Source organism: Paenibacillus sp. J31P190 (genome assembly GCF_059692075.1).
This window is the reverse complement of sequence record NZ_JCAUAS010000001.1, coordinates 160673-184568: the sequence shown is the minus strand read 5'-3', so window position 1 is coordinate 184568 and position 23896 is coordinate 160673. Positions and strand designations below refer to the sequence as shown.

Annotated in this window: 20 protein-coding genes, 4 tRNA genes and 3 pseudogenes; 20 read left to right on the top strand and 7 right to left on the bottom strand. The window is 42.7% G+C overall.

Features of this window, described 5'->3' with window-relative positions; translation table 11 throughout:
* Positions 1-5 precede the first annotated feature (5 nt).
* From AC58U0_RS00780 to rfbC, 8 genes and pseudogenes are all read left to right on the top strand, one after another.
* Positions 6-137 (top strand): annotated as a pseudogene (locus AC58U0_RS00780) (transposase family protein); the annotation flags it as partial.
* A gap of 145 nt (positions 138-282) precedes the next feature.
* Positions 283-2355: a methyltransferase domain-containing protein gene (locus tag AC58U0_RS00775; RefSeq protein ID WP_497377102.1), complete on the top strand. Its 2073-nt coding sequence runs from the start codon at positions 283-285 to the stop codon at positions 2353-2355.
* 300 nt (positions 2356-2655) lie between these two features.
* Positions 2656-3502: pseudogene (locus tag AC58U0_RS00770) on the top strand (IS256 family transposase); the annotation flags it as partial.
* Positions 3503-3628: 126 nt separating this feature from the next.
* A complete protein-coding gene (gene cysC / locus AC58U0_RS00765; RefSeq protein WP_497377667.1) occupies positions 3629-4231 on the top strand; it encodes an adenylyl-sulfate kinase in 603 nt (200 codons plus the stop codon).
* A 52-nt stretch (positions 4232-4283) separates the two neighbouring features.
* Positions 4284-4541: pseudogene (locus AC58U0_RS00760) on the top strand (glycosyltransferase family 2 protein); the annotation flags it as partial.
* Positions 4542-4548: 7 nt separating this feature from the next.
* Positions 4549-5955: an undecaprenyl-phosphate glucose phosphotransferase gene (locus AC58U0_RS00755; protein ID WP_497377101.1), complete on the top strand. Its 1407-nt coding sequence runs from the start codon at positions 4549-4551 to the stop codon at positions 5953-5955.
* Between the two features lie 82 nt (positions 5956-6037).
* A complete protein-coding gene (locus AC58U0_RS00750) occupies positions 6038-6163 on the top strand; it encodes a hypothetical protein (RefSeq protein ID WP_261302619.1) in 126 nt (41 codons plus the stop codon).
* Between the two features lie 137 nt (positions 6164-6300).
* Positions 6301-6846, top strand: a complete 546-nt coding sequence (gene rfbC / locus AC58U0_RS00745; protein WP_497377100.1) for a dTDP-4-dehydrorhamnose 3,5-epimerase — start codon at positions 6301-6303, stop codon at positions 6844-6846.
* Between the two features lie 154 nt (positions 6847-7000).
* Here rfbC and AC58U0_RS00740 read toward each other — a convergent pair whose 3' ends face one another.
* Both AC58U0_RS00740 and AC58U0_RS00735 read right to left on the bottom strand, forming a co-directional pair.
* Positions 7001-7489, bottom strand: a complete 489-nt coding sequence (locus AC58U0_RS00740) for a hypothetical protein (protein WP_497377099.1) — start codon at positions 7487-7489, stop codon at positions 7001-7003.
* Complete coding sequence (locus AC58U0_RS00735) at positions 7467-7727, bottom strand: hypothetical protein (RefSeq protein WP_497377098.1); 261 nt, start codon at positions 7725-7727, stop codon at positions 7467-7469. Before AC58U0_RS00735 ends, AC58U0_RS00740 begins: the two co-directional genes overlap by 23 nt.
* Positions 7728-8486: 759 nt before the next feature.
* Between AC58U0_RS00735 and AC58U0_RS00730 the strand changes: the two genes are divergently transcribed.
* From AC58U0_RS00730 to AC58U0_RS00705, 6 genes are all read left to right on the top strand, one after another.
* On the top strand, positions 8487-9668 hold the full coding sequence (locus tag AC58U0_RS00730) for an outer membrane lipoprotein-sorting protein (RefSeq protein WP_497377097.1): 1182 nt from the start codon (positions 8487-8489) through the stop codon (positions 9666-9668).
* A 169-nt stretch (positions 9669-9837) separates the two neighbouring features.
* Entirely contained in the window at positions 9838-11208 is a 1371-nt protein-coding gene (locus tag AC58U0_RS00725; protein WP_497377096.1) for a YecA family protein, read from the top strand.
* A gap of 82 nt (positions 11209-11290) precedes the next feature.
* Complete coding sequence (gene alr / locus AC58U0_RS00720) at positions 11291-12481, top strand: alanine racemase (RefSeq protein WP_497377095.1); 1191 nt, start codon at positions 11291-11293, stop codon at positions 12479-12481.
* 207 nt (positions 12482-12688) lie between these two features.
* Positions 12689-12970: a CopG family ribbon-helix-helix protein gene (locus AC58U0_RS00715; protein ID WP_028553892.1), complete on the top strand. Its 282-nt coding sequence runs from the start codon at positions 12689-12691 to the stop codon at positions 12968-12970.
* 3 nt (positions 12971-12973) lie between these two features.
* Positions 12974-13324 (top strand): type II toxin-antitoxin system PemK/MazF family toxin, encoded by a 351-nt coding sequence (locus AC58U0_RS00710; protein WP_028553893.1) that lies wholly within the window; start codon positions 12974-12976, stop codon positions 13322-13324.
* A gap of 135 nt (positions 13325-13459) precedes the next feature.
* Positions 13460-15757 (top strand): Tex family protein, encoded by a 2298-nt coding sequence (locus AC58U0_RS00705; protein WP_497377666.1) that lies wholly within the window; start codon positions 13460-13462, stop codon positions 15755-15757.
* 990 nt (positions 15758-16747) lie between these two features.
* Here AC58U0_RS00705 and AC58U0_RS00700 read toward each other — a convergent pair.
* The 3 genes from AC58U0_RS00700 to AC58U0_RS00690 all read right to left on the bottom strand — a co-directional run bounded on the left by AC58U0_RS00700 (position 16748) and on the right by AC58U0_RS00690 (position 18586).
* A complete protein-coding gene (locus AC58U0_RS00700) occupies positions 16748-17464 on the bottom strand; it encodes a hypothetical protein (RefSeq protein ID WP_497377094.1) in 717 nt (238 codons plus the stop codon).
* Positions 17465-17785: 321 nt separating this feature from the next.
* Entirely contained in the window at positions 17786-17950 is a 165-nt protein-coding gene (gene cmpA / locus AC58U0_RS00695; RefSeq protein ID WP_090818813.1) for a cortex morphogenetic protein CmpA, read from the bottom strand.
* Between the two features lie 282 nt (positions 17951-18232).
* A complete protein-coding gene (locus tag AC58U0_RS00690) occupies positions 18233-18586 on the bottom strand; it encodes a hypothetical protein (RefSeq protein WP_057304982.1) in 354 nt (117 codons plus the stop codon).
* 113 nt (positions 18587-18699) lie between these two features.
* Between AC58U0_RS00690 and AC58U0_RS00685 the strand changes: the two genes are divergently transcribed.
* The 4 genes from AC58U0_RS00685 (at position 18700) to AC58U0_RS00670 (ending at position 21261) form a co-directional block, all read left to right on the top strand.
* Entirely contained in the window at positions 18700-19173 is a 474-nt protein-coding gene (locus tag AC58U0_RS00685) for a SprT family protein (RefSeq protein ID WP_057304983.1), read from the top strand.
* Between the two features lie 19 nt (positions 19174-19192).
* Positions 19193-19268: transfer RNA gene (locus AC58U0_RS00680), tRNA-Asn, on the top strand.
* A 7-nt stretch (positions 19269-19275) separates the two neighbouring features.
* A tRNA-Ser gene (locus tag AC58U0_RS00675) sits at positions 19276-19364 on the top strand.
* A 154-nt stretch (positions 19365-19518) separates the two neighbouring features.
* Positions 19519-21261, top strand: coding sequence for a methyl-accepting chemotaxis protein (locus AC58U0_RS00670; protein ID WP_497377093.1), 1743 nt, complete (start codon positions 19519-19521; stop codon positions 21259-21261).
* A gap of 61 nt (positions 21262-21322) precedes the next feature.
* Here AC58U0_RS00670 and corA read toward each other — a convergent pair whose 3' ends face one another.
* Positions 21323-22252 (bottom strand): magnesium/cobalt transporter CorA, encoded by a 930-nt coding sequence (gene corA / locus AC58U0_RS00665; RefSeq protein ID WP_497377092.1) that lies wholly within the window; start codon positions 22250-22252, stop codon positions 21323-21325.
* Positions 22253-22402: 150 nt separating this feature from the next.
* On the opposite strand from corA, the gene AC58U0_RS00660 reads away from it, so the two are divergent.
* Together AC58U0_RS00660 and AC58U0_RS00655 are read left to right on the top strand one after the other, a co-directional pair.
* Positions 22403-22474: transfer RNA gene (locus tag AC58U0_RS00660), tRNA-Glu, on the top strand.
* A gap of 18 nt (positions 22475-22492) precedes the next feature.
* Positions 22493-22574, top strand: a tRNA-Leu gene (locus tag AC58U0_RS00655).
* Positions 22575-22651: 77 nt separating this feature from the next.
* Here the strand turns inward: AC58U0_RS00655 and AC58U0_RS00650 are convergent.
* Complete coding sequence (locus AC58U0_RS00650; RefSeq protein ID WP_497377091.1) at positions 22652-23857, bottom strand: tyrosine-type recombinase/integrase; 1206 nt, start codon at positions 23855-23857, stop codon at positions 22652-22654.
* Positions 23858-23896 lie beyond the last annotated feature (39 nt).

Here is a 23896-nt window from a genome sequence, read left to right as displayed (position 1 = left end):
TGAATGGTCCGAACGATCGGGATACGGTGGAGCAGATCACGGAAAACCTGTATTTGCAGTATCTCATTGGTCTCTCCGGATTCCAGCTTGATCCGCCGATTCATCCCTCGCTGATGCCCCACTTCTGCGAACGGTTAAGCAACAAAATGATGCGTTGCACGTGTGTGTTTCTATCTATAAACGGGAATGAAAGAGCTTTGACTACTAAACAATTCTGTGGAGAGACAAGAATGATTATTTGACAACTTATGTCAACGAATAAATTTTAAACAGGTGAGATATATGCATAATAATGAAAAAACAAAATGTTTTTATCTTCATATGCCCAAATGTGCTGGTAGTAGTTTAGTAGTATTTTTGCGGAAACAATTTGGAAAAATCATTTATTTATCTGGAGCTGAGCTAGCAAGCGATTTTTCACAAGAAATGTGGGATGAAACTACCTTTATAGGAGGTCACTTAACTCCAAACTTTAAAGAAATATATGGTGAAGCTACAGAAATTATTGAATTTACCGTATTAAGGGATCCGATAAAAAGATATATATCACATTATAATTATTATAAAGAAGTGTTCTCATCACCTTATTTTACAGAAAGATTTAGAAATACTGATAATTACGAAGGTTATGAAAGAGTTGTTATAGAGTATCAAAAACATATGTATGAGAATATAACAAGCAAATCCTTTGAAGAGTTTATTGATGATGAGAAGTTTCGTGCAGAAACAGATAATATATTTTCTAGAATGTTAATGGAAAATAATAAGTATTCACAAAATTTTAGAGTAGATATGGAAGCGATCTATAAACGTCTTGACGATATGGCATTTGTTGGCTTGCAAGAAGATATGGCTACGACATTTAAGTTCACTTGTGATCTACTTGGTATTCCTGAACAAAAAGCAATCAAAGAGAATATAACACAAAAAAACTCTATCTCAATAGAGGATTTATCACCAGAAATATTGGATAAAATACGAAGTAGATTAGAACTAGATTATCAAATCTATGAGTATGGAAAGAAGTTGTTCTACATGAAAAAAGAACAAATTATTGGTCATAAGGCTTTAAAAAAATATTATTTTGGGAATGACTGTAAGTTCGATCTAGAAGTTATAGATTTATTGAAAAACAAGGAAGAACGTTTTGGAATTTATGACAGAAATAATAATGTGCGTAAATCTATTGTTGACAAGAATAGTAGAATTTTAGAAATCGGTCCACTAAATTACCCATTAATAACAAGAGGTGAATTTCCTAATAGTTATTATGCTGATATTAGAAGTACAGAAGATATTAAAAAGCTATATACATCTAATGATTATCTAAAGTTAACGGGTATATATATTGACCCCAATACTATTATAGACATAGATTATGTGCTTAAAGATAGTTATGAAGAAACATTTAAAGGCGAAGAAAAGTTTGATTATATAGTAGCTTCTCATGTTCTTGAACATATCCCTGACTTGATATTCTATTTAAGAGATGCTTCATCTGTTTTAAAAGAAAATGGGAAAATCATAATTCTTTATCCAGATAAGCGTTATTGCTTTGACCATTTTAGAGAGCCCGCTTCATTTAGAGATGCTTATGATGTTTTTGTTAGAGGAACTAAAGAAACATCCAGAATGGTATTAGACTTTTACAATACTGTAATTTCAGAGAATAATCCTAAAGTATTTTGGGATTCTTCTGAAATGCAAAAGTTGTTGCCCAAAAATAACACAGATGATGCTATCAAAGCATATAACAAAGTTTTAAACGATGAAAAACTTGATGATGTACATTTTTGGCCTTTTACTGATGGAGGTTTTTTACGTTTTTTATATGATTGTATTCGTGCTAAGCTAATTCCATATTGCTGTGTAGATTTTTATCCTACTTTTGAAGGGACACAAGAGTTTTTTGTTGTTTTAGAGCGTACTGATGAGATTTTAGAAGATAATAAAAATGAATTAGATTGGTTATCTTTACTAATAGCGTCAACAGAAACTGATTACTTTAACTCAAATCATATTAATATGCGAAACCAAATAAATAGCCTAAATCAAAGTAAAGCTGAACTGAACTATCATATAAATGACTTACAGCAACATAGCTTTAACTTAGAAAATGAATTAAATTTTCTAAGACAAAATAATGATAACCAACAAAATGAATTAAATCTTCTAGGTCAAAATAATGATAACCAACAAAATGAATTGATTCTTCTAAGACAAAATAATATTAACCTACAAAATGAAAAAACATTGCTACTAGAAAAAATTGATACTTTCGAGTACAGTACGATTTGGAAAATGACAAAGCCACTTAGAATATTGTTAGATTCAATAAAGAAAATAGTTAGGTAAGGCTTGCTGAACAAAGCGTAAATGCGAAAATCGTGAATAAATGACTTGAGTCTTGCAAATTTCACTTAAAAGAGGCCTAAATAGGCAGAGCGGTAGCGTGAACGGTCATTTCGGCTTTTAGGTAGACAAGCTTGAGTTGCTGGAGGATGTCGAAAAGATGCTTCTTTTCGAGGGCCTGCTGGTACACATAGAGAGTCTGTAAAATCTTTCGTGTAAACTCCAATTCTATTAAAATGAAGATACAAGAAAGGTTGGGGATTCGGAATGGGACTTTGGACGAAAGAATAACTACGGGCGTTTATCAAGGAAAATAAATTAGTCACGGCTCAGGATGCTTCCAATGCATTGAAAATCTCTTCGCAGAGACGAATCAAGTGATGCTGAAGCCGAGATGGATACGCATCTGGGCTAAGAGAAGCATGACACGACGAACAAGAAAACCTCGAACAGCCGGAATGGCAAGGGGAAGAAGAGCATCATCAGCGAGTATGGCGAACAGGAGATTCAAGTACCTCGCGAACGTCAAGGCGAATTCGAGCCGTTAATCGTGAAAAAGCATCAATCACATGTGAATGGAATTGAAGATCAGATAATTGCCTTATAGGCCAAGGGAGTCAGTACCTGCGAGATTCAGGATCACATGGAGAGGATCTATGGCTTCGAAGTCTCCCCGACGTTTATTTCCAATGTTACGAATAAGATTATCCCTATGATCAAAGAATGGCAAAATCGTCTGTTGCAGAACACGTTTGCTGTCGTTTTCTCCTGGACGCAATCCACTTCAAAGTGAAGCAGGATGGGGCTATTGTGAACAACAAGCAGCCTACATGGTCATTGGCATCGATCTGGACGGCAACGAGGATGTTTTGGGCATCTGGATCGGCGAGAATGAATCGACGAAGTTCTAGCATAGCATCTTAAATGATTTGAAAAACCGTGGCGTACAAGACATTCTCATCACCTGCGTCGACAACCTGACCGGCTTTACCCAAGCCATTTCCGCTTGCTACCCAAAGATGGAAATCCAAAAGTTCATCAAATCCGAAATTCCACACGGTATGTCTCCTGTAAAGACCTTGAAAAAGTGACGGCTGATCTGAAACCGATCTATAAAGCGGTAACAGAGGACGCAGCAAAGCTGGAGATGGTTGGAAAAAAGAAAGAACTACTTGAACCAATGGAATGGTTTGAGTAGTTTTTTAGGTGACGATTACCCAAATGAAGGTTAGCATATTTGAAGAAATCAAACCAATGTTGAGGGCGGTGTAGTATCATAGTAGTTTTATCTAATAACTTAACCTTCCATAAATCAACGATCAATAAACAAGATCGTCATGAACTTAATCAGCATAAGAGCTGTGTATTGTGGTTCACGGGCTTATCTGGTTCTGGGAAGTCCTCTTTGGCTAATGAAGTAGAGAAACAGCTCTACACAAGAGGAATCCGTACCTACATTCTCGACGGAGATAACATTCGACTAGGTCTTAATAACAATTTAGGATTTAGTGCAGAGGATCGCAGGGAGAACATTCGGAGGATCGGCGAGGTATCCAAACTATTCGTTGATGCGGGAGTGCTTGTGCTGACGGCATTCATTTCGCCGTATGAAGCAGAGCGACAGAGGGCAAGGAACTTGTTTGCTGCAGGTGAATTTATTGAGATATATGTGAACTGTTCTTTAGAAATTTGTGAGCAACGAGATCCGAAAGGTCTTTATAAAAAAGCTCGAAATGGAGAAATCAAAGAGTTTACAGGCATTTCTGCCCCTTATGAGGCGCCAAGCTCTCCAGAACTGAAGATAGATACTGGAAAGTACACGCTGGAGGAATCGGTTGGGCGCATTATTGAGTGCTTGATTCAACAGAAAATACTTTAAAATAGAACAGTTGAAACATCATGTCATATGAAATTACATTGATCGGCTTAGTTATGGCGAGGATTTAAATTGGTGTTATAGAATATGGGAGCATTATTACCCTTGCACTCACATTGTTCATCATAAAGGCGCAAGCAACCGTAGGAAGCCTTTTAAGATCATATATGAGTTACACAGGGCTACGATTTTGTTTTATAATAAGCATTATCATAAGAAGTATTCCTGGCTAACGAACACGATGGTATATGCAGATGTTAGCTTAAAATTAATACTTTCTTTAGTAAGGAATAAATTACGTCCAGCGAGGTGATTTTACATTGATTCGACAGAGTCAAGGTTTCTTAACACAACTTTATGCACTTTCCGACTTCATATGTATTCAGCTCGTGTTCTTACTATCTTGGTGGCTGAAGTTTAGAAGCGGTTGGATCCCATTTGTTTCTCCTCTTCCATTTAAACATTACATAATGTGGAGTGTAAGTTATGCGGTAATAGCAATTATACTCAGTTACATGATGAACTTTTATACACCTAAGCGAAGGAAGCAGTTCTCTTATGAGGTTTTTAAGATTATCCAAGTTCACATATTCAGCTTGCTGCTGCTGTTAAGTGTTTTGTTCATTTTAAAAGAAGTTGATGTTTCACGTTCTTATCTCTTATTATTCCTTGTGAACAATATTCTTTTCATCAGTTTTTATCGTTATATGTTAAAAGTTTCACTGAAACGTGTCCGGCAAAAAGGTTATAACAGACAGTTCATTCTTATTCTAGGTGCAGGTTCACTTGGCCGGCAGTTCTACACAAAGCTAAGACAACATCCAGAGCTGGGGTATGAGGTGGTTGGTTTCCTTGATGATTATCAGGAGAAACATGAAGTCAATTACCAGAGCTTTAAGCCGATTATCGGGAAGATTGATGATCTGGAGTCCATTCTGAACGATCTGATTATTGATGAAGTTATCATCGCCCTACCTTTAGATGCGCATCGCAAGTTCGGCAGCATTATCAATGTCTGTGAAAAAATTGGCGTAAAAACGTTGATCATACCAGACTTTTATGACTTCTTACCGTCACGTCCTTATTTCGATAATTTTGCCGATATGCCGCTGATTAACGTGCGTGATATCCCGCTGGATGAGTTCCGGAATCGACTTTTCAAGCGAGCTTTCGATATTATTTTCGCTTCTGTGGCTATTCTTATTACTTTGCCCGTTATGATTGCAACTGTTATTGCTATTAAACTTAGTTCTCCAGGTCCCGTTATTTTCAAGCAAGAGCGGGTAGGTCTAAACCGTAGAAGGTTTATGATGTATAAGTTCCGCAGTATGAATGTTTTGGCAGAGAGTGCGTCCAATACGGAGTGGACGGTTGAAAATGATCCGCGGCGAACGCAGGCAGGTACTTTCCTCCGCAAAACGAGTCTTGATGAGCTGCCGCAGTTTTTTAATGTGCTTTTTGGGCATATGAGCGTTGTCGGTCCAAGGCCGGAGCGTCCTTACTTCGTGGAACAATTCAAGGAAGAAGTTCCGAAATATATGGTGAAGCATCATATTCGTCCTGGGATTACAGGCTGGGCGCAGAGCAACGGCTTACGGGGGGATACCTCTATCGAAGAACGCATTAAGCACGACATTTTCTATATTGAAAATTGGACTTTTTTATTCGATATTAAAATTATTTGGAGAACGATTATTAACGGTTTTATTAATAAAAATGCGTATTAAAAATTTTTTCGCATCAACCGCATGATTCGTCAACATCTTCCCCATACTATGCATATACTTAGTATGCGGGGAGGTTATTCTTATGATCGATCATGAAGACGCTTACCAGGATGATCATTTGTCGGTTGGCAAAGGGTTGATTGTTGGTGTTGTGTTCGGCTCCCTGATCTGGGCGGCCATTATTGCCGGCGTTGTGTATATGTGGTAAAACGTAATTCATAAATGAAGAGGTTGCTGAGGCTATTTATAGCTCCTGGCAGTTTCTTTTTTTGTTTTGAATGGAGCACGAGCCAGAGACAATTATAAATAATCATGCATACGTTAGTTACAGAGGTGATCTAGCTGATGAATGTTATTTCCACAAAGCTACCAGGATTATTTATTATTGAGCCTGATGTTCATGGGGATCATCGGGGTTTTTTTATGGAGAGTTATCATCGCGCGAAATTGGTGGAGCATGGAATAGATATTCCTTTTGTTCAAGACAATCATTCTTTATCTGTAGAAATTGGAGTTTTACGTGGGTTACATTATCAGTTGAATCCTAAAGCTCAAACGAAGCTAGTTCGGGTTGTTTCAGGTGCTATTTATGATGTGGCGGTAGATATTCGTAAAAAATCTTCTACCTTCGGTGAATGGGTGGGCGTCACGCTCAGTGCGGCTAATAAGCGCCAGCTACTTGTTCCTCAAGGATTTGCTCATGGGTTTTGTACAACTGAGCCCCAAACTCAAGTGTTATACAAGGTGGATGAGTATTACTCTCCTATACATGATAGGGGTATCCTATGGAGCGACCCGGCTATAGGCATTGATTGGCCGACAGCCAATCCTATTTTATCGGATAAAGATCAGAAGAACCCGCTGCTTAAAGATGCGGAGATCAATTTTTGATGTTATACAGGTGGTATAGATTAAAAACACTTATCTTGAAACTAGGATAAGTGCTTTTAATCTATAATGCTATTCTTCTCATCCTTAACCTCGGTAAGCCAAACTTCGAATTCGTCTTTTTCGGAATGATGTTGGAAATTAGCTTCGATATAGCCTAGGTCGATATCTTCAAAATAAATGAGTAATAAGCGGTATCCCCACTCACGATCCTCACCGGACTTCCAATGAACAGCCGACGAAGTCGATCTAAGATAATATCCTCGATACCAATGACATAAACTTTTTTTTGATCATCTAAAGGCAGTTCGGTAACCTTAGCATAGTCGCCTGTCAGAAAATTACTTGGGATCTCAATAGATATGCCAACAACAGGGTGAATCCAATCTTTTCCTAATTTTTGAAAATCAAGCTCTTTTAAGATTTTATCTGCAATCTCATACCCATCCATAACAAGATCCGTATCTTGCGTGGTATAACCGCTTTGAGTATATATCTCAACAGCTAAACCTCCCACGATGATAGGTTTAATTTGATGTTCAATTAGTAATTCAGTGAAAATGGCTGTTGAAAAAATAAGGCGCTCGAATTTTGTTTTATCTTTAAGCGCATAGATAGCCTGCCTAGCTTCGGATATATTCGGCAACGGTTAACACCCGTCTTTCCTTATCATAAGTGATTGTTCCATCTTTAACAGCCTTACGATATTTATAGCGAGCAAGATAATTTAGGGCTTTAATCTCATCTGGATCACGAGGTTTCGTTCGTTTCATTGTCCAGCCTTGGTTTTTGGTTAATCCACGGAAGATGTTTACTGCGTAATCTACATCTGTACGTCTGGCTGCTAACTTCAATTGTATGTCCCCCAGTGACATTTTCCTCATGGGAATCCCCTCCAGTTCTATTATATTCATTATATCCTACATATGGGGCAATTAAAATAAGGAAACAACCTCCTGCCAGTGCATCAATGCTTCCAATGACGGTTAGATAAAATCGGTTAACGAGCAATTCCCCGAAGTGATCTGTATCACAAATACCGACAACATTGGCTTCTCCAAAACCAACAATCAAGGGATCCGCATCGCCTTAAGGTAGGAGCCAGCGGCTGTAAAATCGTACTCCTAGACGATCACTGGAAAGCCGCTGCAGCCTTTTTATCTAGAAGATAGGTTTAGATGTTTTGGAAGGACTTAATTTTAGTGTGTTTTTGAGCCCTGTAACAAGCGGTTTCTAAGCAAGCTTATAAGCCGCGTAGCATAGGGGCACGACCATCGCCAACAATAATTAGATCAGTAAGTAGAAATCCAAGATGGTTAACCAAATTTATCGCCACACTCAACTTCATTAAAATTGAAATAAATAATAGATGCGTTAGCAAAATCGTATAGGAGGCATTTCCTAGCTTGCTCAAGATATTTACCCAATAAGGCAACCGAAGTTCTTCAGGAACAGAAGAAGGGCCTAATAGTACAAATGTAGCTGGAATGATGTAAAACAGGTAATTGTGATAAGGGAAATGTATAATAATACCTTTGTAAAACCTTTTTCGCGGCCAAGCCCCAACTCGTCTGCATAATCGGCCAAGTCCCCTCATATGCATGTACTATGTTGATGTTAATCATGAGTGAGGGGATGATCGAATGCGCCGGGTCACATGGGTGGTAGCAGTGGTGATGTGCTTAGCATTGGTTCTCGCGGGATGCGGGATGGGCAAGAAGGATGCAGGATCTATCGTAAAGGATTTGGATCATGTGATCAGCAAGTCGGGCAGCTATCAAGCTTCAGGAAGCATGATTCTGAACACGGGGCAGCAGCCGCAGGAGTATCAAGTGGAGGTGGCTTACTCGCCGGAACATTTCTACCGCATTTCTCTTACGAATGCGGGGAAGGACGTGACGCAGATCGTGCTGCGTAATGAGGAGGGCGTGTTCGTGCTTACGCCGCATCTCAAGAAGAGCTTCCGCTTCCAAAGCGATTGGCCGGAGAATCAGGGGCAGGTGTATTTGTTCCAGTCTCTTGCGAAGAGCATAATTGCCGATAAGGATCGCCAATTTACAACGGATAATGATACGTATGTGTTCGATGTTGCAGCCAATTATCAAAATGAGCAGCTGTCACGCCAGAAAATTTGGCTGAATAAGAAGACGCTGGCGCCTAAGCAGGTTCAGGTGTCGGATGCGAATAAGAATGTGTTGGTTCAGGTGAATTTTACGAATTTTGAATTCGATGCTAAGTTTGACAAAGATTATTTCCAAATGGAGCGCAATATGACCAGCTGGAATTTGAAGTCTTTACCTACGATGGCTGGGGTTGCGGATGCCAATCACCCAGCAACGAGTGATAAGTCTGTAACAGATAAGAATCTGTCAGCAACAGGCGGACAATCCGATCAAACGGCTAGCCAAGTTCAAAATGGGCAAAAGGCTACAGGCACTAAAACCGGCACAGATGCGACGAAATCAACTGCCGCGGCAAGCAAAGCGCAAAGTATTGGTATCATCGAGCCGTCTTATCTGCCGAAAGATGTGGTGAAGCAGGACATCACGGATATGAAGCTTGGTGAGGACGCAGCGGTCCTTTTGAGATACAAAGGGAAGTACAACTTCAGTCTCATCGAGGTGAGACCGCAGGCCAAATCGGTATCCTTGCAACCGGGTACGATTGTTGATCTTGGATTCACGATCGGCGTGCTCACAGGGGATGAGAAGAAGACGCTCACTTGGACGAATGACGGCGTAGAATTCAGATTGTCGACTGGCGATTTGCCTACGAATGAAATGATCAAAGTCGCTATGGCAACCGAGGGGCAGTCCGGGAAATAAGAATATATTGTGTCAATATAAACTGAAAAAGGGAAACTCTGTACGATTTGTGTAGGTGTTTCCCCTTTTTTATCCAATTTTTAAGCAAGAAGATTTAACCAACTCCCCCCAAAGGGAGTTTTTTTGGTATAATGCAACTTTGGAGTAAATAGATAATGGAGTGTCTTTGATGAAAACAACGGGTGAATTAACAATGGACGTGCAACAGCAATATTGGGAAAATGAGATTGCCCTATTCGGCAAGTATCTTGCGGAGGAAGGCAAATTAAAAGCAGATACGATTGACAAACATATGGATCGCATGCAATTTATGACGACGGAGTACTTTGTCCGTTACACATTGGGTTATGAACAGCTGCAAAGCGAGACGATTGTTGATTTTCTTGGTCGTTTCTACATTAGCAATGTACTGAATAGCTCTAAGTCTGATATAAGTGCTTATTTACCTTCGATTAAAAAGTGGGTGCAGTTTCTTCTGCAATCTGAAAAGATTTCGGCTAAACAGTGTGCTGAGGTATTAGATGTATGTAAGACTAAAGAGTTTTTCTTAGAGCGTTTTGAACAGTATATGGAGGCAAATAGTGACCTGGCCTTGGAAAATTGGCATAATTCAAATGATATTAAGGCTTATTTGGCTCTTCAGGCGTCTGAATCTGCACCTATCGTGGTTGAGATGAGACCTATTTTGGTAGATAAAAGTTTGCTTGAGCAATGGATGGATGAAAAGACAGCTGTACCTCAAATCGTTGCAGATTTTCAAATGTTTCTGGCTTCCTTGCAGGATGCCAAGAATATTAAACTGACGACTGCAAGACAACATTTGCCGCGGAATTTTTGGAAAGAGCTTGATGAGAAGCTTGGCTGGGCGCTTTTTCGTAAACCGACTTTGAACCAAGATCAGGTGCCATTGTTTCAATTCTTTTTCTATGCAGCTGAGAATCTTGGATTGATAACAGAGAGCAAGCAGCAGTGTGTAGTTACGAACCGGGCAGCAAGTTATCTTGCTTTAACAAATATGGAACAGGCGGTCGTTCTATTAGATTCGCTTTGGAATAAGGTTGCGTGGGAACAGCTGCAGGAAGCTAACGAGGGTGGTTATCCTGAGAGGATTCAGGCCTCAAGAGAGGCAATCGCAAGTGTGCTAGCAAGCTGGCCTGTAGATCAGGCGCAGGATGTTACAATTGAGTGGAAGCGTAACAGGGAATCTGGGAAGCTTCTTGACGAGAGCGCTGATGTGTTTCTGCATGCCGTTGTTGCTGTGTTGGAACGTTTTGAACTGGTTAGTGCGAAGTTTCGGCCGGAGTCTGAAATCAAATATGCTTTTCAAAGAACGCCGCTTATCATGACGGTAAAAGCTTCGGGTATGCGCGTTTTTCGTTATTTTGCTAATGAAAGTGTTCAAACTCAGCAGAAGCCGGCGGTAGCTCGTATGATCCATTCTGCAACTGATCTAAAGGCTGTTTCTGGTAAAAGTAAAATCGGACGCAATGATCCTTGCTCATGCGGGAGCGGGAAGAAATATAAAAAATGTTGTTTGTAGGCCTGCAAAAGTAAGGTTGACAGTTTTTCGTGATTAGGCTTAACATAGGTTTACTTGTAATGGATAAATGAGGTGAACGCTGGTGGATGCTTTTTATCGTCCCACGTGGGTAGAGATTTCGTTAGATGCACTGCGAAGCAACATTGAAGGTTTTCGGAAGGTACTGCCGGCAGGAATGAAACAGATGGCAGTCGTTAAAGCTGATGCGTACGGACACGGGGCTGTTGAAGTATCCAAAGAGGCTCTCGATGCAGGCGTGGATTACTTAGGTGTTGCGTTTTTTGATGAAGCGTTGGAGCTAAGGAATGCAGGGATCACAGCACCTATTCTGGTACTAGGCTATACGCCTCCAGAAGGGGTTGATAGAGCGCGTGAACTCGATGTGACGATTGCTGTCTATAGTAGGGATGTTCTCGAAAAGCTTTGTTTTCAGGGGCAAATGAAAGACGAGGCGCTTCAAAAGAAGCTAAAGATCCATATTAAGCTGGATACTGGCATGGGGCGGCTTGGTTTGCACACGGAAGAGGATGCTATTCCATTCATTGAGGAAGCGTTGACGCTGCCGAATGTGGAAGTTGAGGGTTTATTCACGCATTACGCGAATGCAGATGAAGTAGATAAGAGCTATACAATGGAGCAATATCGCCGTTTTGAGCGAATTGTGAGCTATTTTACGGATAAAGGTGTTACATTTCCATATATACATGCAGGCAATAGCGCAGCGGCCATAGATTTGCCGGGATTGACGTATTCGATGGTGCGTTTGGGGATTTCGATGTATGGTTTATATCCTTCTGAGGATGTCGATCAATCGAAAATTGAATTAAAGCCAGTGCTTAGTCTCAAAACAGGGATTGTTCATCTTAAAACGTTGCCTCCAGGCTCTGGGGTTAGCTATGGAACGATCTATCACACCAAGGGCGAAGAACAAATTGGGACACTGCCGATTGGCTATGCGGATGGGTATTCTCGGATGCTTTCGGGTAAAGCTGAGGTTCTTGTTCGGGGCAAAAGAGTGCCAATCGTCGGTAAAATCTGCATGGATCAATGTATGATTAATGTATCGAATGTGCCAGATGTTCAGTCTCTGGACGAGGTTGTGGTGATCGGGGAGCAAGGCGGAGAGCGCATTACAGTTGAAGATGTGGCTCATCAGCTCGGTACTGTTAACTATGAAATCATTTGTATGATTTCACATCGTGTTGCTCGCGTGTATGTTCGCGACGGCAAACGTATAGATGCAATTAATCCTCTCATGCGGCATCGCTACTAAAAATATCAGATTAAATTACCATTTATTTTTTGTTCTGCATGGAGAGGATTTTCCGAATTGGCCATCGAATACTATGTAAGTAGGATTCTTATATCCAAGTGTGTAACATATTTGATATACTGGATGCATATATCTATTGTATAAATTGGTTTTTGGAATGACATACTGGTAATATTGTCTTTGTATCGTTTCTGGGGGTGCGAAAGTGTGAGCAATGCGCATAATACGAAAAGGATCATGATTAGCTTGCCTGACAATCTGTTGCAAGAAGTGGATGGTATTGTCGAGAAGGAGAATTCTAATCGCAGCGAATTTATTCGCCAGGCAATGAAGCTGTATTTAATTGAACGTAAAAAGCGCAGTCTACGCGAATCCATGCAGCGTGGGTATATGGAGATGGCGAAAATAAATCTCAGCATGGCATCTGAAGCTTTTCAAGCGGAGGAAGAAGCGGACGGTACGCTTGATCGCTTAGTAAGCGGGGTGTAAGCAGTGATTGTCAAACGTGGAGATGTTTTTTTCGCAGATCTTTCGCCGGTTGTAGGGTCGGAGCAGGGAGGGGTTCGTCCTGTTCTAGTGATCCAAAATGATATCGGCAACCGCTTTAGCCCAACCGTGATTGTTGCAGCGATTACCGCTCAAATCCAGAAGGCGAAGCTTCCCACGCATGTGGAAATCGATGCGGAAACGCATGGTTTCGACCGAGATTCGGTGATTCTGCTTGAACAAATCAGAACGATCGATAAGCAACGGCTAACGGACAAAATTACGCATTTGGATGAAGAAACGATGCGCAAGGTGGACGACGCTTTGCAGATTAGTGTGGGACTGATAGAATTTTGAATAAGATCAGGAACGGACGAGGGTGATAGGTTCCCTCGTTTTTTGGTTTGTATACATACATATGAATAAAAATGAATAGAAGTGGGGGAACTGTTTGTGGCAAATACGGAAGAGTTGAAGATTAAGGATAATGAAATGGAAGAGCAACAGTTGAGCGAGACTGAGGGAAAGAAGATAAAGGCTAGTGAAGTGGATGAGACAGAGGGGAAAAAGACAAAGGCTAGTGAGTATGAGGAACCAAGGGAGAAAGTACAGATCTCTGAAGAAAAGAAAGCAGAGATCCAGGAGCGTATCCTGAAGCAGATCTCTGCTGAATTGCAGCTGCCCGCTGGCAAAGTGAAGACAACGATGGGGCTGCTGGATGAGGGCAACACGATTCCGTTCATCGCACGTTACCGCAAAGAGATGACAGGCGAGCTAGATGAGAATCAGCTGCGAGATATCGAGGAGCGCTTGCAGTACTTGCGCAACCTAGAGGATCGTAAGATCGAGGTTGTTCGTTTGATTGATGAGCAGGGCAAGTTGACGGATGAACTGCGCAAATCGATTGAAGGCGCTGCGAAGCTGCAGGAAATCGAGGATTTGTACAGACCGTTCCGTCAAAAGCGCAAAACGAGAGCGAGCGTTGCCAAAGAGCGCGGTCTCGAGCCGTTAGCGGAATGGATTTGGAAGCAGCCTCGCCAAGGCTCGCTGGATCAAGAAGCTGCGCGTTATGTGAACGCGGACAAGCAGGTAGGAAGCGCCGCGGACGCGATTCAAGGCGCAATGGATATTCTTGCGGAGAATATCGCGGATGATGCTAAGATTCGAGCTTGGGTGCGTAGGTATACGCATGATCAGGGGATTTTGCGTACCGAGGCAAAAGATGCTAAGGCTGAATCCGTATATGAGATGTACTATGCCTATCAAGAGCCTGTCAAACGCTTGCCGCCTCACCGCATTCTCGCGATTAATCGCGGGGAGCGGGAGGATGTCTTGAAGGTTGGATTGGATGTTGCCGTTGATAAAATTCACGATTATATGGCTAGGCAGGTCGTCAAAGGCGATTCTGTTGTTCGCGAAGTGCTTCGCTCCGTTGTAGAGGATGCTTATAAAAGGTTACTCGCACCTTCTATTGAGCGCGAAGTGCGTGGTGAAATGACTGAGATGGGCGAGGAGCAAGCGATTAAGATTTTCGCAGAAAATCTGCGGAATCTGCTGCTCCAAGCCCCGGTCAAAGGGCACGTGGTGCTGGGTGTCGATCCAGCTTACCGGACAGGCTGTAAGCTGGCCGTCATTGACGACACCGGTAAAATGCTTGAAATCGCCGTCACCTACCCGACGCCACCGAATAATAAGGTGGCGGAAGCGAAGGCGAAGTTCAAGCAGCTGATCAGCAAGCACGGCGTCGAGCTGATCGTGATCGGTAATGGGACGGCTTCCCGTGAAACGGAGCAGTTTGTTGCGGAGCTGATTAGCGAGATCAAGGAGCAGAAGCTCAAGTACTTGATCGTAAGCGAAGCGGGGGCGAGCGTGTACTCCGCGTCGAAGCTGGCGCAGACGGAGTTCCCGGAGCTCGACGTAGCCGAGCGCAGCGCGATCTCGATCGCGCGGAGGCTGCAGGACCCGCTCGCGGAGCTTGTGAAGATCGAGCCGAAGGCGATCGGCGTCGGGCAGTACCAGCATGACGTTTCGCAGAAACGTCTGGACGAGAACTTGAAGGCCGTCGTAGAGTCGGCCGTTAACCATGTCGGCGTGGACCTGAACACGGCGTCCCCGTCCTTGCTCTCGTACGTGTCGGGCGTGAACGCGACACTGGCGAAGAACATCGTCAAGTATCGCGAGGAGAACGGCAAGTTCAGCTCCCGACAGGAGCTGTCGAAGGTTCCGCGCCTTGGCGCGAAAACCTTCGAGCAGTGTGTCGGGTTCATGCGGATTCCGGGCGGCCGGAACCCGCTCGACAACACCCCGATCCATCCGGAGTCTTACGACGTGGTGGATCGGCTGTTCAAGGAGCTGCGCCTGGAGCTCTCGCAGCTTGGCTCACAGCAGCTGCTAGCGCTGCTGCAGACGCTGGAGCCAGAGGAACTGGCTCCTAAGCTGGGCGTAGGTGTCCCGACGATGCGGGACATCCTAGACAGCCTGCAGCGGCCTGGGCGAGATCCGCGGGACGAAGTCCCTGCGCCGATCTTCCGCACTGATGTGCTGCAGCTTGAAGACCTTGTGCCGGGCATGGAATTGACCGGCACGGTGCGCAACGTTATCGACTTCGGCGCCTTCGTCGATATCGGCATAAAGAACGATGGGCTGGTGCACATCTCCCAGCTCAAGAACGGCTTCGTGAAACACCCCATGGATGTGGTGTCCGTTGGGGACATCGTCCAAGTCTGGGTGCTTAACGTAGACGAGAAAAAAGGTCGCGTTGGCTTGACCATGAAAAAGCCTCAGCAATAAGAATCAGCAGCAGTTGGTAGCGTTATGCTCCCAGCTGCTTTTTTTTGTTGGCTGATCGCTGGACAATTAGAGTCTCCAAAGACTGCTATTCCTCCTGTGTTATGCCATATTCGATAAATAGAAGCTCCTAGGGACTCTTATTCTGATATAAATAAGAATTTTAATAATGAAATTTACAAATAAGAGCTTTTAGAGACTTCTATTTCAATATTTTTGATCGAAATTGCTCAAATAACAGCCTTTAGGGACTCCTATTCGGGATCGAGGGGGTTGGATTAGGGCGTTATTCGTACGCCTAACCAATACCGCTACCAACATCAGCCAAACTCCACATCATCCTTACTTAAGTTACTCTCACGCCCGATCAAAAGACGTTACCAACATCAGCCGAACTCCACATCATCCTTACTTAAGTTACTCTCACGCCCGATCAAAAGACGTTACCAACATCAGCCAAACTCCACATCATCCTTCCTTAAGCTACTCATACGCCCAACCCAAGAGGCGTTACCAACATCACTCAAACTCCACATCATCCTTCCTTAAGCTACTCATACGCCCAACCCAAGAGGCGTTACCAACATCAGCCAAACTCCACATCATCCTTCCTTAAGTTACTCTCACGCCCAATCAAAAGACGTTACAAACATCAGCTAAGCTCCACATCATCCTTCCTTATGTTACTCTCACGCCTAACCAAGAGGCGTTACCAACATCAGCCAACCTCCAGCCAACCTCCACATCATCCTTCCTTAAGTTACTCACACGCCCAATTAAAAGACGTTACCAACATCAGCTAAGCTCCACATCATCCTTCCTTAAGCTACTCTCACGCCTAACCAAGAGGCGTTGCCAACATCATCTAAACTCCACATCATCCTTTCTTAAGCTACTCACAACGCCCACCTCCGAGCGTCATCTCCCTCACTTACCCGACATCATCCTCTCCAACAAGTATCATCAATACTCCCCGACCTGGGAGGTAAGAGTTTATTTATGAACTCGCCCCACATCTTTCAAAGAATAAACCATTACATTCCGCTGACCAGCGACAAGAGATAGCATCCCCTCCAGGGATAGTCGTTTCAACCATTCTGCAGCGATACGAATATTTACATTGCATTCGGCAGCGACGTCCTGCAGTCGAACTTTGCCACTGTGACGCTTGGCTATTTGGATGACTAGTTGCTTCCGCAACACCCACTTGTCAGCTTCTAGGATGGCGATAGGTGAGAGAGGCGGTATTTTAGCAGGAGCCTTTCGCGGTAACAAGGGATAAACATTATCTTTCTGATCTACACTTTTCTTGCCTTGCGCTAATCCTGAATGTTCTTGAACTACACTCATTTTGCCTTGCGCTAATCCTGAATGTTCTTGAACTACATTCATTTTGCCTTGCGCTAATCCTGGATGTTCTTGAACTACACTCATCTTGCCTTCTACTAATCTTGCTTGCTCATGTACAGCGTTCAACTTGCCTTGAACAAATGCAGGATGTTCTTGAACTTCACCTATCTTGCCCTGGACCAATCCCAAGTGCCCAAGAACAGCACAGTTCCTGCCCTCCCTCTCCTGAACTAACGCCATCTCTCTTAAATTCCCCCGCTGAACCATCCTTTCAGAACCACTCATCCAACCACCAAACCCGTGACGCCCCAATCCAAGTTCACGCATTTTTCTCAACCAACCTCTTGTTTTACGTGGCATAATAATCGACTCCCCTTTTTTATGTACGAAAAAAAGCACACCCGAACTGCAGAAATTCTGCAAGATCGAGTGTGCTTCACTCCGATAATCTATTACATTTATTTACAGTATAGAGGGCACATTTCAAATATGCAACCTTTTTTTAACAAATGTTTACTTTTCTCTGCAAGCAGTAAGTTGCTTTGTTTTGAATTTTTCTCTCCAAGCAGTAAGTTGCTTTTGAATTCACTTTTCTCAGCAAGTAGTACTTTACCCTGTTTCACTATATAAATCAGCATTGCAAAAAAGCCAGCACCCGCTTCGCAAGTACTAGCTCTTTTATCAAAATTTACGCTTGCCCGGTCCGTCCGTCGATTGGGTATCAGGCCACTCTTCTTGTGAGCGGCGGGTGCGGTAAAAGTACCAGCTATCATTCAGCAATCGGATTTGTCTGCGGTTTTTGTTCTGGAAGGCCCGCATTAATTGATTACAGAGCCATTGCGGCATATGCCCATCCCCTTCTTCGCCATGTAATAATAGCATATGAAGGATTTCTTCGATGGGTGCAGGTCCTTTTGATTTGCGTTACTTTTTGGGTTTGTCTTTCTTTATTGCTTTGCCGTACTCTTGCTTTTCCCTACTCTTGCTTTTCCCTACTCTTGTTTTGTCTTACTCTTGTTTTGTCTTACTCTTGTTTTGTCTTACTCTTGCTTTGTGTCTTACTCTTGCTTTGCCTTACTCTTGCTTGCCCTACTTTTTGCTTTGTGTGTTTAATCGCACTTTTAAAGATTAACCCTCAAATTCCTCTTCATACCACTGTTCCAGTTGGGCTTGAAGCGCGCGAATTTCAGTCAATAAGGAAATAAGCGGATACGACTTTTCCTGGATGCCTGCGAAGGTCTTTTCCAAATGATTGATGTAATCTAAACCTTGAATGAGGGTATGCGCTGTGCCAACCAATTCCAAGTCGTCGCATTCTGCAATAACACGTGGAAGCTGAGGGACAGAGTCAGCGGTCAATTTCTCTAATTCTTTGTGTAATCTTTGATTCAGAGCTGTCAATTGATAAGAGTAGGAAGATGGCATCTCAACGAATTCTACTTGTTGTTCGAGCTTAAGAATGACATATCGCATTTGCGGCATAAGGGTGTTCAAATCCTTTCTTTAGAAAGCTTTCGATCTTCTTTTCTACTTGACAGTATAGCCGTACATACGGTACAAATTCAAGTGAGAACTTGTCAAAGGAGCGAATGGGGATGGAGGATCGGGAGCTGCAGCAATGGATCGAGCAGATCTCTATGGCATCGTTTGGGAGGCCTTTTGTACATCAGGCGCGATTTAACCGGAGGTTAAGGTCGACGGGCGGGCGCTATTTTACCAAATCCCATGATATCGAGATCAGCTGGATGCAGTGGGAGACGTTTGGACGAGATGAGATTGAGAAGATCATTAAGCACGAACTTTGTCATTATCATTTGCATATATTAAAGCGTGGCTACCAGCATCGCGACAATGATTTCAAAACCTTGCTGGCGCAAGTCGGAGGTACCCGGTTCTGTCGTTCGCTGCCGCGGGCTTCCCAGAAACAGTCCTATAAATATAGGCTGGAATGCGTCAATTGCAAAACCGAATACTTCCGCAAACGCAAAATGGATGTACGGAAATATGCATGTGGAAAATGTAAGGGAAAATTGAAATCGTATACACTTGACTTAGGGACGCCTTCATAATAAAATAAAAGTTGTTCATTCCCTGATAGCTCAGTTGGTAGAGCACTCGACTGTTAATCGAGTTGTCACAGGTTCGAGTCCTGTTCGGGGAGCCATATCTTTGGAGAGATACCCAAGTGGCTATAAGGGGACCCTCTGCTAAGGGGTTAGACTGCGTAAGCGGTGCGAGGGTTCGAATCCCTCTCTCTCCGTATCAGAATTAGCTGGAATTAAGCTCAATGGCATTCATGCCGTTGAGCTTATTTTTGTTAGCTAATCACATTCATTTTTAACAGTTTTCTAACATCTATCAAACGATTTTCCGTTATAGTAATCAAAAATAGATCAATGATGGGGGCAAATTTTGTGGCAAAATTGTTATCTATACGTGTACGACTCCTTTTATTGCTATTAGTTCCATCCATGCTGTATTTAGGCACAAGTGTGTTTTTACTGCAGCAAAGTAAGTCCAATACGAAAGTATTGGCTTCATCCCTTTATGAGACCACGAATAAAAGCACTTCGCTTATCTTGAATGCCGATCGTGATATGTATCAGGCATTGACGGCCTACCAGCTGTTGGTTTCGGGAACGTTAACTGCGGAAGAGAAGACGAAGCAGCTTAAAGCTTTAAAAGACAATATCGATCAAACGAATACAAGGGTTGGACAAGCGGCTGATATTATGAATGCTAAACAGTTGTTACAAACAGCACATACAGAGACGAAGCTAACCATTGAGCAGAACATAGCTGGCTTTCATACGTCTTTTGACCAATGGGCGAAAGAAGCGAATGCTGTTGTTCAGTCCTCGAGTACAGGAAAAGGCGTTATTAATGATGCTAAATTAATAGCAACTTTCGAAAAAGGCCGCGAGGGCATGAATCAAATCGGTGAAATTTTGGATGCCTATGCGAAATCAAGTATTGAAGAGATTGAGAATCAAAATGATAAAATGGCAAAAACGATTTACATATCTATCGCAATTATTATCATTTTGCTCATGACAGCAGGCTGGATGGTTATTAGTCAAATAATGAAAACGGTCAAAAACATCGTGAAAATTACCGGCCAAGTAGCGGCAGGAGATCTTCGTCATGAGCCTCAGGTCAAGTATACCAAGTGCGAACTAGGGAAAATTACAGAATCAGTAGATATTATGGTTTCGAAAATTAAAGGGCTGATCGGTACGATCGCTCACAATACGCAGTTCGTACATGACGCTTCCATCGAGCTCTCAGATAGTTCTAAGGAATCGGCAACGGCCTCTGAGCATGTCGCTACCAGTATTCAAGAAATGACGCAGGATGTCGAGATGCAGGCAAGAAGCAGCGCAGAAACGAGCCGAGCTATTGAGGAAATGACAATTGGGATTCAAAGAGTGGCTGAAAATTCAGGTGTAATGGCAGAGCATTCCTCCCTAACTTCACGTCATGCCGAACTTGGCAATGACTTGCTTGGGAAGCTGCAGCAGCAGATCGTGAACATGTTGAGATCGGTCGAGCAGCTCTCACAAACTGTACAATCCTTAACACGTAAATCCGATGAGATTGGTCTTATTGCATCGAGCATTACCACGTTTGCGAATCAAACGAATCTGTTGTCACTGAATGCTTCCATTGAAGCAGCTAGAGCGGGTGAGCATGGCAAAGGGTTCAACGTTGTTGCGAATGAGATTCGTAAGCTTGCCTCGCAATCTATCGAGTCAGCAGAGGGAATTAATCAGTTGATTCATGAGACGAGAGTCGAGATCGCCAGTGTTTCTAATTCCATGAATGCAACCAAGCAGGAGGCTAGTGCCGGATCGAGCATGATGCAGGAAGTGAACCAAAGCTTCCATACCATCATGCAATCGGTGACACACATTGTGACTCAAATTCATGAGACATCGGCGATCACCCAGCAAATGTCGGCAAGCTCCGAGGAGATTTCTGCGACTATGGACCAAGCGGCAGCGAGTTCCACGCATATTTTGAACAAATCCCAAGGGGTTGCTGCTGCAACGGAGGAGCAGTTAGCGATGATGCAGAATATTGCTGCTGCCTCCGAACAGCTCAGGTCCGTAGTAAATACTTTGAATGAATCTGTTGCTTACTTTAAAATGAAATAGCTGCTAATAGGAAAAAGGCATTCCCTGTGATTGGTGGTTCACGGTGGAGTGCCTTTTTTCGTTAAAACCAATGCTTACGTTTGAAGTAGTACCACATAATACCGCTTAAGATGAGCATTAGAATCCAAACATACATATACCCATAATCCCAACTCAGTTCTGGAATATATTTGAAATTCATGCCGTATAGTCCAACGATAAAAGTCAGAGGAAGAAAGATCGTACTAAAGATCGTTAAAGTCTTCATGATTTCATTCATCCGGTCGGACTTCATACTCATTTGGAGCTCGAGAAGACCAGTTAGCGATTCTCGAAAAATGTCTAAAGAATCCACGACTCGTGAGATGTGGTCCATGATATCTAGGAAATAGACATCATCTTCTTCACGTGTGTAAGGGAAGGAGTGGTGCGCGATAGCGGAAAGGGTAATTCGTTCCTCCACAATGACGCGGCGCAGCTGATGCATAGTTCGTTTGAGTTGGAAAACATCCTGTGCAATGCGAATTTTAGGGTTGCGATACACAGCTTGTTCCATGCTACTCAAACGTTCATCAAAATGATCTGCAACGACGGAATAATCATCAACACAACGATCGAGTATCGCATGTAGAATGGCTCCTGGATGACGTAATCGACTTTCTACTTCTTGGCAGGTAAGGTAAAGTTGATCTATGAAGGGGAGTTTATCCTTGTATACGGTTATCACAAAATTCGATCCGATGACAATTCCTATTTCCTGCGGCTCAAGCTGCTCGGATACCGCGAAGAAGGTTAGAAAAATATGATTCTTATACGTATCCATCTTTGGTCGTTGGTTCAGCTTAATCGCATCCTCGATGAGTAGAGGGTGGCACTTGTATAAATCTCCTAAGACATGTTTAACCTCGTCAGGAGAGGGGTTCTCCATTCTCACCCAAGCTACTTCGTTCGAACCGGGAACGCGTACCGTTTCCTCATGGACCGTTCCATGAGTAGATTCATAAATTAACATGAATGACAAGCACCTCGAGTATTTTGAATTGGACTCAGCATACCATATTTGCCCATAAGCATTCCAGATTTTGTGCTTGTCAACTGCGACAGAATCTATTATAATTACAAATGTCGTCAAAATGGGCTGCAAAGGCTTACAGACATTCGTGGCCCGTTGGTCAAGTGGTTAAGACACCTCCCTTTCACGGAGGTAACAGGGGTTCGAGTCCCCTACGGGTCATTTTTACTTTACTACCTCGCGGTCGTGGTGGAACGGCAGACACACCATCTTGAGGGGGTGGCGCTCACAAGGCGTGAGGGTTCAAATCCCTCCGACCGCATCCCAAGAAAAACCCTTGATTATCAAGGGTTTTTCTTATTTTTACTTATATGATTAAGCATCGAATAAGCGCTGTATTTAAGTGCTTGGGGACGAATTGGGGACGAAACTTTTTTCGGTAATGTACGCGGGGTTAAGGCCATCAAATTTATTAGCAGCTTCGCGGCTGATTTTTCGTGTAACATGGGTGTAAATATTTGCGGTGGTCGCGAAATTAGCATGGCGAAGCCTTTCTTGAATTGTTTTCATATCTGTTTGTTTTTCAAGCAAAATGGTTGCAGTTGTATGCCTTAAACCGTGGAGCGAAATCTTTTTGAGATTGTGTCTATCAGTAAACCTCCGCCACCATTCGGAAGGGTACGTATAATACAGTGGTTTTCCAAAACCTCCGTGAAACACATAACTATGCTCTGCTCCGATCCATAAATCTTTAACAGCTCTTTTATTTTCTTCCCATTCAATATGATAAAGTCTTAATAATTCTATAAACCATAAAGGCATATCCACTTTTGCAATAGAGCTCTTGCTCTTAGGTTCTCCCAGAATCGCTTGACCGTTTTCTGTAAGTGAAATGCTTTTGTTGATCCAAATAGATTGTTCGTCAAAATTAACATCAGACCACTCCAGAGCAACCAACTCTCCCCTTCTGAAACCTCCGATTAAAGCCGCAGTGCAATATACCCTCCACATTAATGGCTCTTGACTTAAAGCCTTAATGACCTCTTGTGCTTCTACTTCTGAATAGTATTCGATCTCATTAGAAACAACCTTAGGTTTTTTAATTCCCGCCATTGGGTGTGATTTTAACAGTTTCCAATGGATTGCTTGATTAAACACATTTTTTATGACTCTATATATGTACTGGATTGTTCCGCTTGATAGTAATTGTCCTCGACCATCTTTGCGTGCACCGTTCTTCCCGAGATCTTCAAGTAATGACAGAATATGCATGGGTTGTATTTGATCTATTTGTTTATGGCCAATGACAGGCAGGATGTGATTCTTTAAGTGTACCAAATAATTTTTTAATGTTTTGGGTGCAAGTTCTTTTGAAGCGTACTTCTTCTTCCATTCCTCAACAAAGGAATTGAAAGACATTTTCTGAGGTGCGATGAATTCGCCGATTTCGATTTCTGTGACAAATTTGGCGAGTTCTTTTTCGGCCTCACGTTTTGTCATACTAGAAACGGTTTTTCTTCTTCGTATCCGTTTACCATTTGTATCAAATCCAAGTTCTACTGTAAGCCTCCATGAATCTGGTCCTCGCTTTTCTAAAGTTGCCAATACAAACCCTCCATATTTTCTAAGTTGGGTGTTAGTATT